This window comes from Flavimobilis soli, assembly GCF_002564025.1.
In the GTDB taxonomy this organism is placed as follows: Bacteria; Actinomycetota; Actinomycetes; order Actinomycetales; family Cellulomonadaceae; genus Flavimobilis; species Flavimobilis soli.
In genome coordinates, this window is the sequence record NZ_PDJH01000001.1 from 368203 (window position 1) to 380529 (window position 12327).

Genomic DNA, 12327 nt, shown 5'->3' on the forward strand with positions numbered 1-12327 from the left:
GATGTGCAGAACGGCTATCGGTAGGACGCGGGCGGGCCTTGAGCGCTAGAGATCACGAATTCATAACGGTCAGGTGATCTCGACGATCGCGGACCCCGGGCACGAGCTGACGGCTCGGTCACGCAGGCCCTCGCCGTCCAACACCCAGCTCTGCGTCCCCCGCGTGCCCGTCACCGCCCGGCCGACGAGGCAGAAGCTGTCGCCGACCACGTGCACGGCGACGCCGTTGCCGGGAGTGACCCGGACGTCTGCGCCGAACGACGACGCCTCGACGGGCACGCCGTCCGCGAGCATCCCGGAGACGACCGTCGCGACCGTCCGCAGGTCGCTCTTGACGCTCGCGTCGACCGCCCTGGCCCGCTGGCCCATGAACACGCCGATCCCGATCGCGGAGAGCACCCCGATGATCGCGATGACGACGAGCAGCTCGACGAGGGAGAAACCCCCGTCGCCGCGCAGCAGTCTCACTGGATCAGGTCGAACACGCCGAAGATCGGCATGTACATCGCGATGACCATGCCACCGATGATCGAGCCGAGGACGACGATCATGAGCGGCTCGATGAGGCTCGTCAGCGCCTCGGTTGTGGCCTCGACCTCCTGGTCGTAGAACTCGGCGATCTTCTCCAGCATCGTGTCGAGCGCACCGGTGTCCTCACCGACCGCCATCATCTGCACGACCATGGCCGGGAAGACCTCGTGCTCCGAGAGCGGGCCCGTCAGCGACTGTCCCTGGCGGACCGACTCCTGGATCGAGGAGACCGCGTGCTCGATCACGACGTTGCCCGCCGTGTCGCCCACGATCTCGAGCGCCTGGAGGATCGGGACACCGGCGTGGAGCATCGCGCCGAGGTTGCGGGTGAAGCGCGCGACCGCGATCTTCTGGAAGAGAGAGCCGAAGACGGGCACCTTGAGCTTCCACGGGTCGAGCAGCTCGCGGACCGAGCGGTCGTGCTTGTGCCGGCCCCACCACCACGACGCTGCGCCGAGGACGACGAGGCCGGGCAGCAGACCGACCTTGAGGCCGTCCGACATCGCCATGAGGATCTTCGTCGGCACCGGGAGGTCACCGCCCATGTCCGTGAACATGTCGGCGAAGATCGGCACGATGAACAGCAGCATGCCGGCGGTCGCGAGGATCGCGATGACGAACACGACCACCGGGTAGGTCATCGCCGACTTGATCTTGCCGCGGAGCTTGACCTCGTCCTCGAAGTTCTGAGCGACCGACAGCAGGACCTGGTCCAGGAAGCCGCCCACCTCGCCCGCGCGCACCATGTTGAGCATGAGCGGCGGGAAGATCTGCGGGTGCTTGCCGAGAGACGCCGAGAACGAGACACCGGTCTCGATGTCGCTGCGCACCTCGCCGAGGACGCGCGCGAGGTTCTTGTTCTCCGTCTGCTCCGCGAGGATCGACACCGAGCGCAGCAGCGAGAGACCCGCGTTGATCATCGTGGCGAGCTGGCGCGCCATGATCGCGAGGTCCTTGAGCTTGACCCCGTCGCCGAAGCCGGGGATCTTGATCTCCCGCTGGAGACCCGTGTTGCGGACCTCGTTGATCGACAGAGGGGCGACGCCCATCGACTTGAGCTTCGCGGCGACCGCGCTCTCGCTGCCCGCCTCGATCCGGCCCTTGACGAGCTTGCCCGCCCGGTCGCGGATCACATAGTCGTAAGTCTTGGCCTCGGCCATCACACGGTCCTGTTCTTGCTCTGGAAGTCGGCGCCACCCATGTTGGCGTTCGCGAGGCCCGCGCCAGCGCCGGAGGCGGACGCGCGGCCGGTCAGCTTGTTGTAGTCCTCGAGGTTGTGGCACTTCTCGAGACCGGTCTCGTAGGAGATCCGGCCGCTGCGCGTGAGCTCCGCGAGGTGCTGGTCCATCGTGTGCATGCCCTGCTGCGAGCCGGCCTGCATCGACGAGTAGATCTGGTGCGTCTTGCCCTCACGGATGAGGTTGCGGATCGCGGGCGTCGCGAGCATGACCTCGGTCGCGACGACGCGGCCCGGGCCGTCAGACCGACGGCACAGCGTCTGCGAGACCACGCCCTGGAGTGCGCCGGCGAGCTGCGTGCGCACCTGTCCCTGCTGCTCGGGCGGGAACACGTCGATGATGCGGTCGATCGTCTGCGCGGCGTCCTGCGTGTGCAGCGTCGCGAAGACCAGGTGACCGGTCTCGGCGGCGGTCAGCGCGACGGAGATCGTCTCGAGGTCGCGCATCTCACCGACGAGGATGATGTCGGGGTCCTGACGCAGGACGTGCTTGAGGGCGTTCGCGAAGCTCTGCGTGTCCGCCCCGACCTCGCGCTGGTTGATGATCGCGCGCTTGTGCGTGTGCAGGAACTCGATCGGGTCCTCGACCGTCATGATGTGGTCCGGCCGGGTGCGGTTCGCCAGGTCGATGATCGACGCGAGCGTGGTCGACTTTCCCGAGCCGGTCGGTCCGGTGACGAGCACCAGACCGCGCGGGAGGCCGGCGAAGTTCGCGACGACGGCGGGCACCCCGAGCGCCTCGAGCGGCTTGATCTCGAACGGGATCGTTCGGAAAGCCGCACCCATCTGCTCACGCTGCTTGTAGAAGTTCACGCGGAACCGGGCGAGGTCGGGCACCTGGTACGAGAAGTCGAGCTCGAGCTCTGCCTCGAACCGCTCACGCTGGCGCATGTTCAGCACGGAGTAGAGCACGCGCTGGAGCATCGCACCGTCGAGGAGGCCGAACTCCTCCATCGGCTGGAGAGCGCCGTGGCGACGCATCATCGGGTAGGCGCCCGCGGTCAGGTGGAGGTCGGACGCTCCCGCTCCGTGCATCGCTCGCAGCAGCGCCTCGATCTGGACGTCGTTCTCGTGGGCTCGGACCATGCCGAGGCGTCCGGCGTTGACGGTCCCGGGAGCCTCCGCCGGCGCGCGACGTGTCGCGGCCTCGGCGCTCGGACGAGTCGGCGAGACGGATGCCTGCGGTGCCGCGGCGGCGGGCCCCGCCGGAGCCTGCGGAGCGACCGGAGCCTGCGGCGCGTTCGCCGCGGCCGACGGCGAGAACTGAGCGGGAGCGGCGTACGTGGGCACCCGCTGCGGAGCAGCGGCCGACGGCGGAGCCACAGGTGACACGGGCGCGGCCTGGGGTGCGCCGAAGCTCGCCTGCGTGCCGCCCGGCACGTACGTGGCCGGCGGCGGCGCGAAGGTCTGCCCCGGCGCGGGCTCGCTCGGGCGTACGGGCGGGAGCCCTGCACCGGCGGCCGGCGGATAACCGGGCGCGGGCGAGAGCCCTGTGGCCTGCGCGCCCGGGTAGCCGGGCAGCTCGGTCGGCGGTAGCCCCTGAGCGGCGCTCGCGCGCCGGAACGCGTTCACCGACGAGATCGAGTCCGCCGGGAAGTCGTCGCCCGGGTTCGGGATCCCGTAGTGGTTCGTGGTGCCCTCGGTCACTGCTCAGCCTTTCGCCGTCGTCCGCACGCCTGTGGTGCGACTTCCTGTTATCGGCGCGCTACGGACCGACCTTGAGGGGCCGTCCCGGGCGCCGACGCTGCGTCACGCGACGATGCGCAGGAGCTCCTCGATCGTCGTGTCGCCGGCGATGACCTTGCGCCAGCCGTCCATGCGCAGCGTGGCCATGCCCTCCTCGACCGCGGTGCGGCCGATGTCGGCGGCTGACGACCCGGCGACCGCGTGACGCTCGATCGCCTCGGTGACCCGCATGACCTCGTGCAGCGCGAGGCGCCCGCGGTAGCCGGTGCGGGAGCACGTCGAGCAGCCCACCGCGCGCTGGAGGATCGGCTTGGGCTCGCCCGGGACCCACGGGAAGCTCGCGGCCAGCAGCTCCTCGTCGGTCGGCTCGTAGGGCTCCTTGCACTTCGCGCAGAGCCGACGCGCGAGTCGCTGCGCGACGACGCAGTCGAGCGCCGACCCGACGAGGAACGGCTCGATGCCCATCTCGACGAGACGCGTGACGGCCGAGGGCGCGTCGTTCGTGTGCAGCGTCGAGAGGACGAGGTGACCGGTGAGCGCGGCCTCGATCGCGATCTGCGCGGTCTCGTGGTCACGGATCTCACCGAGGAGCACGACGTCGGGGTCAGAACGCAGGATCGACCGGAGCGCGCCTGCGAAGGTCAGGCCAGCCTTGGGGTTGACCTGGACCTGGTTGATGCCCGGGAGGCGGTACTCGACCGGGTCCTCGACGGTGATGACGTTGATCTCGGGGCGGGACACCGCGTTGAGCGTCGCGTACAGGGTCGTCGACTTGCCCGAACCGGTCGGTCCCGTCACGAGGATCATGCCGTACGGCTTGCGGTACGCCTCGGAGTAGACCTCGTAGTTCTCCTCGCCGAAGGACAGGTCTCGCAGGTCGAGGCTCGCCGTCGAGTTGTCGAGGATTCGCATGACGATCTTCTCGCCCCACACGGTGGGCAGCGTCGCGACACGGAGGTCGATCTTGCGGCCGTTGTGCTGGACGGACATGCGGCCGTCCTGGGGCTTGCGCCGCTCGGCGATGTCGATGTCCGAGAGGATCTTGACGCGCGAGATCACGCCGTTCTGGATCTGCTTGGGCGAGCGCTGCATCTCGTGGAGGACGCCGTCGATGCGGTACCGCACGCGCAGGTCGCCCTCGGTCGGCTCGATGTGGATGTCCGACGCGCGGTCGGTGATCGCCTGGGTCACGAGGAGGTTGACGTACTTGACGATCGGTGCGTCGTCCTCGGTCGCGGAGCCGAGGTTGGACAGGTCCATCTCGACCTCGTCCGAGATCTCTTCCTCGTACGCGTCGGCGAGCTCGTTGATCTCACCGTCGGCGCGGCAGTAGCGGTCGATGCCGCGGACGAGGTTGTCGTGCGCCGCGACCGCGGGGATGACGGGCATGCGCGCGACGGACTGCGCGTCATCGAGCGCCATGACGTTGCCCGGGTCAGCCATCGCGAGAACCATGCGGCCGTCTCGGATCTCGACCGGGAGGATCGTGTACCGGCGGCACATCGCGGTCGGCAGGAGCGCCACCGCCTGGCGGTCGACGGCGTGCTCGTCGAGATCGACGAACTCCATGCCGACCTGCGCGGCGAGCGCGCGCACGAGCTGGTCCTCGCTGAGGATCCCCAGCTCGACCAGCACACGTCCGAGGGAGGACCCTCGGACGATCTGCTCGTCGAGCGCTGTCATCAGCTGCGCCTCGTTGACAAGGCCTTCCTCGAGAAGGACCTCTCCGAGCTGCTTCATGTTGTTGCCTCGCTCACGACCTGGTGCACATCCTGTCCCGGATGTATCGGCGTGTTTGGGGCTCGACGTGAGTCCTGGGACCTACGTCCACGAATCTCACACAGCGTCGGCGGTGCGCGGTCCTTCGAGAGCAGCGTCGAGAGCGGCGGACATCGCCCCGACCGGGGCCGTCCGGCCGGTCATGAGCCGCACCTGCTCGGCGGCCTGGTGCAGGAGCATGCGCTCTCCGCCGGCGACGGCGCCGACGGGCGCCCATGCGGCACGGAGCGCCGAGGGACGGGGGTCGTAGACGACGTCGAGGAGCACACCGAGGCGCTCGGGCGCAGCAGCGACGAGCTGTTCGGCGAGCGGGTCGGCGGCGTGCGCGGGAAGCGTCGAGACGACGACGTCGGCGGCGAGGATCGCGGGCAGCGCTGCGTCCATCTGGTGGAACGTGGGTTCGACGCCCATGCGGTGCGCGGCGCGACGGAGGGTCCCCGTGCGCGCGAGCGAGCGGACGTGGACCGCGGGGCTCGTGATGCCGAGCTGACCGAGCGCAGCCAGAGCAGAGGCGGCCGTGGCGCCAGCGCCGAACACCACTCCCCTGGCAGGCGCGTCCCCGGAGGCGACTCCTGCCTCCTGGAGCGCGGCGACGATCCCGTAGACGTCGGTGTTCGCCCCGACGAGGGTCGCGCGCGAGCCTCCCGGCTGGAACAGGACGGTGTTCACGGCTCCCACGACCTCGGCGAGCGGTTCGACGTGGTCGAGCAGCCCGAGGATCGTCTGCTTGAGCGGCATCGTGAGGCTCAGACCGCCCCACTCAGGGCCGCACGACGCGACGAAGCCCGCCAGCTCGTGCTCGTCGACGTCGATCGCCTCGTACGTCCAGTCGAGGCCGAGCTCCGCGTACGCGGCCCGGTGGAGCACCGGCGACAGCGAGTGCCCGACCGGGTGGCCGAGAACCGCTGCCCGGCTCACTCCTCGTCCTCGGGATCCTTCGTCACCGGGTTGTCGCGCAGCCACTGCTGGTACTGCGCGACGCACTCCTGGTGCTGGGCGAACGTCTCCGTGAAGCACGTCTCCCCCGTCGTCGGGTTGACCGTGACGAAGAACAGCCAGTTGCCTTCCGGCGGGTCGAGCACGGCCTCGATGGACGCTCGTCCGGGGCTGTTGATCGGGCCTGGGGGCAGCCCGGTGTGCTTGTACGTGTTGTACGGGCTGTCGATCTCGCGCTGCTCCGCTGTCGTCGTCGCGTTCGACGTCCGCTCTCCCGCGAGGTAGTGGATCGTCGAGTCGAAGCGCAGCGCCTCGTCGGTGGCGAGGCGGTTCTCGATGACGCGCGCGACCTTGCCGCGACCGTCGGCAGGCGCCTCGGCCTCGACGAGCGAGGCCTTCGTGAGCACCTTCTTGGCGTCCTTGAGCTTGACGCCGAGGTCGTTGAGGTCGGAGACCTGCTTGGCGATCATCGTCGACAGGATCTGCTCGGCGGTCGAGTCGTTCGTGAAGGGGTAGCGCGCCGGTGCGAGCCAGCCCTCGACGTCGCCGTCCGCCTCCTTGGGCAGGCCGAGCGCCTCGGGGTCCTCGAGAGCCTTCTCGAAGTCAGCGGCGGGGATCGCGGTGACGCTCGCGAGCCGCTCGATCGTCGCCTCGATCGTGAGGCCCTCGCGGACGGTCACGCCGTCCTGCACGAGGTTACTCTTGTCGAGCATCGCCGAGAGAGCGCCTGCGGCGCTCATCTCCTTCATGAGGTTGTACGTGCCGTACTGCAGGTTCGGCTCGGAGCCGTTCGCGGCCGTGTAGTCCTTGATGGCCTGCGTGAACGCGGCCTGAGTCTTGATCACGCCAGCCTCCGCGAGGGCTGCTCCGATCGCGGCGCCCGAGGCACCCTTGGCGATCTGCACCTGGACCTCACCCGACCCCGGACCGGCGTAGTCCTCCGAGACGGACTCCTTCGCGAAGAAGCCGGGGACCGTCTTCATGACGAAGTACCCCGCGCCGCCGACGAGCGCGAGCGTCACGACGACGATGATCGTGGTGCGGATCCGACGCGCACGACGACGCCGCCGCGCGACCGGGTTGTTCCGGCTCTGGGCACGCGTCATGGGGGCTGCAGCAGGGGCCGCCGCTCGTCGCTCGACGTTCGGCTGCTCCGGGCTGGAGAACAGGTCGCTCACAGCGTGTGCGCCTCCTTGTTCGTCGTCGTTCGTCTCGGGTGTGTCATCCGTCGAGCTCCACCGGCTCCCCTGCGCGCCGGCCGGACGCTCGCTCGGCGTCGAGCGCAGACTGCAGGATGACCACGGCGGCCACCTGGTCCACGACCGCACGGTGCTTGCGGCCCGCACGACCGGACGCGTGCAGCGCCTGGTGCGCCGTGACCGACGTCATGCGCTCGTCGACCATCCGTACCTCGACAGGTGCGACGGTACGGGCCAGCGTCGCGGCGTAGTCGCGCGCCGCTGCGGAGGCCGCACCCTCGGTGCCCTTGAGGTGCCGTGGCAAGCCAACGTACACCACCTGTGCACCGCGTTCGGCGACCTCACGCGCTATCTGCGCGACATCTGCCGAGATTGCTCCCGGCTCCTTCGGGGTGGCCGCGCGCGCGAGCGTCTCGACCGGGGTGGCGATGAGCCCGTCCGGGTCGCTCGAGGCGAGCCCGACCCGGACGGAGCCGACGTCGACGCCCATGCGGGCGCCCCGGACGAGGCCGCTCACCGGCTCAGCCGCGCGACTCGACAGCAGCGACGATCGCGGAGAGCGCCTCGGCGCCCGCCTCGACCTTCGTGCCGCCACCCTGCGCGACGTCGTCCTTGCCGCCACCGCCACCGCCGAGGACCGCGGTCGCGACCTTGACGAGGGCACCGGCGCGCACGCCCGCGTCGCGGGCGCCAGCGTTCGTCGCGACGACGACGAGCGGACGGCCGTTCGCGACGCCGAGCACCGCCACGGCCGCCGGGGCGGAGTCACCGAGGCGCGAGCGGACGTCGAGAGCGAGCACGCGCAGGTCGTCAGCACCCGCGACCTCACCGGCGTCGGCCGTCACGACCCGCACGCCCGCCGCGTCGACCGCGGAGTCGACGAGCGCGGCGGCGCGAGCGAGGAGCTGGCTCTGGCGCAGCGCAGCGACCTCCTTCTCGGCCTCCTTGAGGCGCGCCATGAGGGAGGAGATGCGCTCGGGCAGCTCCTCACCACGGGCGTTGAGCATGCCGGAGATCTGGCCGACGATCGCACGCTCCTTGGCCTGGAACCCGTACGCCCCAGCACCCACGAGAGCATCGACGCGGCGCACGCCGGACCCGATCGAGGACTCACCGAGCAGCGTCACGAGACCCAGCTCGCCCGACTGCTTGACGTGCGTTCCGGCGCACAGCTCGCGCGACCAGTCGCCGCCGATCGAGACGACGCGCACGCGGTCGCCGTACTTCTCGCCGAAGAGGGCCATCGCGCCGAGCGCGCGGGCCTCGTCGAGCGACATGATCTGCTCGGTGACCTCGAGGTTCTCCTGGAGGCGCGTGTTGACGCGCTCCTCGATCTCGGCGAGCGCGCTCGCCGGCACGGCCTGACCCCGGCGGAAGTCGAAACGGATGCGGCTCGGAGCGTTCTCGGAACCGGCCTGCGTCGCGTCCTTCCCGAGCGTCTCCTGGAGCGCCTTGTGGATGAGGTGGGTCCCGGAGTGGGCACGAGTGATCGCGGTGCGGCGCGGGACGTCGATCGACGCCTGGCCCGACTCGCCGAGGGTCACGGTGCCGTCGACGAGGCGACCGCGGTGGACGTTGAGGCCCTTGATGGGTGCCTGGACGTCGTCGACCTCGATGCGAGCGCCGCCGTCGAGCATGATCTCGCCGTGGTCGGCGAGCTGGCCGCCCGCCTCGGCGTAGAACGGCGTGCGGTCGAGGATGACCTCGACGTCGGCCGGAGCCGTGACGGTCGGCGCCGGGACGCCGTCGACGAGGAGACCCACGACCGTCGAGCGGGACGTGAGGTCGGTGTAGCCGAGGAACTCGACGGGCGCGTCGAGCGAGGTGCGCACCGACTCGTAGGCCGCCGTGTCCGTGTGGCCGGTCTTCTTCGCGACCGCGTCAGCGCGCGCGCGAGCCTTCTGCTCAGCCATGAGCGAGCGGAACGCGGCCTCGTCGACCTGGACGCCCTGCTCGGACGCCATCTCGAGGGTGAGGTCGATCGGGAAGCCGTACGTGTCGTGGAGCGCGAACGCCTGCTCGCCGCCGAGGACGGGGGTCGCTCCCCCGGCCGACGACTTGGCGCGGGCGACAGCCGTGTCGAGGATCGTCGTGCCCGAGGCGAGCGTGCGCAGGAACGCGTCCTCCTCGCCGTACGCGACCTGGCTGATCCGGTCGAACTCGGTCTCGAGGATCGGGTAGGAGGCCTTCATGGCCTCCATCGACACGGGGAGGAGCTCCGGCAGGGCCGTCTCCTGGACGCCGAGCAGGCGCAGCGAACGGACCGCGCGGCGCACGACGCGGCGCAGCACGTAGCCACGGCCCTCGTTCGAGGGGCGCACGCCGTCCGAGATGAGCATGAGCGACGAGCGGACGTGGTCCGCGATGACACGCATGCGCACGTCGTCGTCGGTGTCGGCGCCGTACCGCTTGCCGGTGATCTGCTCGGTCGCCGCGATGACCGGGTAGACCTCGTCGATCTCGTACATGTTCTGCTTGCCCTGCATGAGGAAGGCAAGCCGCTCGAGGCCGGCACCGGTGTCGATCGCCTTCTGGTCGAGCTCGCGGATGAGCGGGTAGTCCTTGCCCTTGCCCTCGCCGCGAAGGTACTGGTCGAAGACGAGGTTCCAGACCTCGAGGTAGCGGTCGCCGCCCGGGTCGACGTTGCCGCCGACGGCCTCGGGGCCGTACTCGGGGCCGCGATCGACGTGGAACTCGGCGCACGGGCCGGCGGGGCCGGGCTGACCCGTGTCCCAGAAGTTCTCCTCGCGCGGCAGGCGGACGATGTGGGCCGGGTCCATGCCGATCTTGCGCGTGAGCACGTCGAACGACTCGGTGTCCTGGTCCCAGAGGGTCACCCAGAGCTTGTCGCCGTCGAAGCCGTAGCCGCCGTCCACCTGCGAATTGGTGAGCAGCTCCCACGCGAAGTCGATCGCGCCTTCCTTGAAGTAGTCGCCGAACGAGAAGTTGCCGTTCATCTGGAAGAACGTGCCGTGACGCGTCGTCTTGCCGACGTTCTCGATGTCGTTCGTGCGGATGCACTTCTGCACGCTCGCGATGCGCGGGTGCGGCGACTGCTCGGTTCCGATGATGTACGGGATGAACGGGACCATGCCCGCGACCGTGAACAGGAGCGAGGGGTCGGGCGAGATCAGCGACGTGCTCGGTGCCACGTGGTGGCCGCGCTCGGAGAAGTAGTCGAGCCAACGCTGGCGGATCTCGGCGGTACGCATCTTGTCCTCTGGATTCGTGTGGTGGTGCGGGCCCGGCGACCACGGTCGCTCGCCAGGCGGGGGAAGTGACTAGAAGGAGTAGGGCAGGTCGCCGTCGACGTCGTCGTCGTCGACCCGCGGGTCCTGGCCGGGCACAGCGCTGCCGCTGACGGGCTCTGCACCCCATCGGGCGGCAGTGCGGGCCTGCTCCCGGTCGTGACGAGAGGGCCGGGCGCCTCGCTCCGGTGCGGCCTGGCCGGGCGCGAGGAGCGCCGAGCCGAGCTGCTGCTCGCGCTCCGCCGCGGCGGAGCGTAGGTCGTCGCCGAACGACGCGACGCTCGCGCGCGCCCGCTCGGCGAACGTGCTGGCGCGCTCCCCCAAGTCGTCGACCGCTCGGCCGACGACGGCAGGCGGGCTGTAGCGCTCACGGAGCTGCTGGGCCTTGCGCACCGCGTAGAGCGTGCCTCCGATGCCGACTGCCACCCAGACGAGGCGCCTCATCGCGCGTCCCTGCGCCCGGTGCGGCCGCGCTCGGGCCGCAAGGTGGGCTCGGGAGCCGGCGAGTCGTCGGGGTCGACGCCGCGCATGCGGGACCATGCTCGGCTCGAGGCCTTCTGGAAGCCGTACGCAGCCGACGCGACCTTGATGAGCGGACCGCCGAGCACGGACGAGTACAGCGCGGCGAGGGCCGACACGTTCTCGGAGACCTGGGCGGCCGACGTCGTGATCGTGTCGACCTTGGCGAGCTGGGCGTTCGTGCCCGAGACCGTCTCGACGGCCTCGTCCAGGATCGGCACCGAGTGGTCCGTGAGCTCCTTGATCGACTCGCGCGCCTCGTCGAACACCCGGCCGAGCTTGAGCAGCGGCACTGCGAGCAGACCGACGAGCGCGACGAACGCCACGGCTGCGATGAGACCGGCGATGTCTCCGATCATTTCTGCTCCTCGGGTGGGTGACGGTGGCCGTGAAGAACTCTACCTGCGCGGCCCGGGGAAAGCGTGCAGCACTGCCGGGCACCGGGACGCTCCGGAGATGCGGAACGCCCCGCCCGCTGCGAGCAGCGGACAGGGCGTTCCAGGAGCGAGCGATCAGCGCGAGTAGTGCTCGACGACGAGCTGGACCTCGCACGTCACGGGGACCTCGGCGCGCTTCGGGCGACGCACGAGCGTGAACGAGAGCTTCTCGAGCTGGACGTCCAGGTAGGCCGGGACGGCCGGGAGGACGTCGCGGTGGGCGCCGGCAGCGGCGACCTGGAACGGCGTGGTGGCCTGGCTCTTCGGCTTGACCTGGACCGTCTGGCCCGGCTTCACCTTGAACGAGGGGCGGTCGACGATCTTGCCGTCGACGAGGATGTGGCGGTGCACGACGGCCTGGCGTGCCTGGAGGATCGTGCGGGCGAAGCCGGCACGGAGCACGAGCGCGTCGAGGCGGGTCTCGAGGATCTCGACGAGGGCCTCACCGGTCAGACCGGCGTCCTTGCGAGCCTCCTCGAACGCACGGGCCATCTGCTTCTCGCGGAGGCCGTACTGGGCGCGCAGACGCTGCTTCTCGCGAAGACGGACCGCGTAGTCGGACTCGGTGCGGCGACGGGCGCGGCCGTGCTCACCGGGCGGGTAGGGACGCTTCTCGAAGTGCTTGACGGCCTTCGGGGTGAGCGCGATGCCGAGGGCACGGCTCAGACGCACCTGGCGGCGCGAACGGGTCACAGAGGACACGGCTTTTCCATCCTGTCGTTCGATGTTCTGACGTCACACCCGCTCCTCGTGGA

At 70.1% G+C, this 12327-nt stretch carries 11 protein-coding genes; all 11 read right to left on the reverse strand.

Annotated elements, in window-relative coordinates:
• Positions 1-69: 69 nt before the first annotated feature.
• The 11 genes from ATL41_RS01705 to rpsD all read right to left on the reverse strand — a co-directional run bounded on the left by ATL41_RS01705 (position 70) and on the right by rpsD (position 12274).
• Positions 70-468, reverse strand: coding sequence for a type IV pilin protein (locus tag ATL41_RS01705; protein ID WP_098456922.1), 399 nt, complete (start codon positions 466-468; stop codon positions 70-72).
• A complete protein-coding gene (locus ATL41_RS01710; RefSeq protein ID WP_098456923.1) occupies positions 465-1691 on the reverse strand; it encodes a type II secretion system F family protein in 1227 nt (408 codons plus the stop codon). Before ATL41_RS01710 ends, ATL41_RS01705 begins: the two co-directional genes overlap by 4 nt.
• Positions 1691-3415 (reverse strand): type IV pilus twitching motility protein PilT, encoded by a 1725-nt coding sequence (locus ATL41_RS01715; RefSeq protein ID WP_245854552.1) that lies wholly within the window; start codon positions 3413-3415, stop codon positions 1691-1693. Before ATL41_RS01715 ends, ATL41_RS01710 begins: the two co-directional genes overlap by 1 nt.
• A 102-nt stretch (positions 3416-3517) precedes the next feature.
• Positions 3518-5194, reverse strand: coding sequence for a GspE/PulE family protein (locus ATL41_RS01720; RefSeq protein WP_098456924.1), 1677 nt, complete (start codon positions 5192-5194; stop codon positions 3518-3520).
• Between the two features lie 96 nt (positions 5195-5290).
• The gene (locus tag ATL41_RS01725; protein WP_098456925.1) at positions 5291-6151 is read right to left on the reverse strand and encodes a shikimate dehydrogenase; all 861 of its coding nucleotides are present in this window, start codon (positions 6149-6151) and stop codon (positions 5291-5293) included.
• On the reverse strand, positions 6148-7347 hold the full coding sequence (gene mltG / locus ATL41_RS01730; protein ID WP_098456926.1) for an endolytic transglycosylase MltG: 1200 nt from the start codon (positions 7345-7347) through the stop codon (positions 6148-6150). The genes ATL41_RS01725 and mltG overlap by 4 nt, the downstream gene beginning before the upstream one ends.
• 43 nt (positions 7348-7390) lie before the next feature.
• Positions 7391-7858: a Holliday junction resolvase RuvX gene (gene ruvX, locus ATL41_RS01735; protein WP_098456927.1), complete on the reverse strand. Its 468-nt coding sequence runs from the start codon at positions 7856-7858 to the stop codon at positions 7391-7393.
• Between the two features lie 31 nt (positions 7859-7889).
• Positions 7890-10580 carry an alanine--tRNA ligase gene (gene alaS, locus ATL41_RS01740; RefSeq protein WP_098456928.1) on the reverse strand — a complete coding sequence of 897 codons (2691 nt, stop codon included), beginning with the start codon at positions 10578-10580 and terminating at the stop codon, positions 7890-7892.
• Positions 10581-10649: 69 nt separating this feature from the next.
• On the reverse strand, positions 10650-11060 hold the full coding sequence (locus ATL41_RS01745) for a hypothetical protein (RefSeq protein ID WP_143556550.1): 411 nt from the start codon (positions 11058-11060) through the stop codon (positions 10650-10652).
• Positions 11057-11494 (reverse strand): DUF948 domain-containing protein, encoded by a 438-nt coding sequence (locus ATL41_RS01750; RefSeq protein ID WP_098456930.1) that lies wholly within the window; start codon positions 11492-11494, stop codon positions 11057-11059. Before ATL41_RS01750 ends, ATL41_RS01745 begins: the two co-directional genes overlap by 4 nt.
• A gap of 153 nt (positions 11495-11647) precedes the next feature.
• Entirely contained in the window at positions 11648-12274 is a 627-nt protein-coding gene (gene rpsD, locus ATL41_RS01755) for a 30S ribosomal protein S4 (RefSeq protein WP_098456931.1), read from the reverse strand.
• Positions 12275-12327: the final 53 nt, after the last annotated feature.

Coding starts and splice junctions, on each gene's coding strand:
- ATL41_RS01710 (WP_098456923.1), bottom strand. CDS start 1,691: ATGGCCGAGGCCAAGACTTACGACTATGTGATCCGCGACCGGGCGGGC.
- ATL41_RS01720 (WP_098456924.1), bottom strand. CDS start 5,194: ATGAAGCAGCTCGGAGAGGTCCTTCTCGAGGAAGGCCTTGTCAACGAG.
- ruvX (WP_098456927.1), bottom strand. CDS start 7,858: ATGGGCGTCGACGTCGGCTCCGTCCGGGTCGGGCTCGCCTCGAGCGAC.
- alaS (WP_098456928.1), bottom strand. CDS start 10,580: ATGCGTACCGCCGAGATCCGCCAGCGTTGGCTCGACTACTTCTCCGAG.
- ATL41_RS01745 (WP_143556550.1), bottom strand. CDS start 11,060: ATGAGGCGCCTCGTCTGGGTGGCAGTCGGCATCGGAGGCACGCTCTAC.
- ATL41_RS01750 (WP_098456930.1), bottom strand. CDS start 11,494: ATGATCGGAGACATCGCCGGTCTCATCGCAGCCGTGGCGTTCGTCGCG.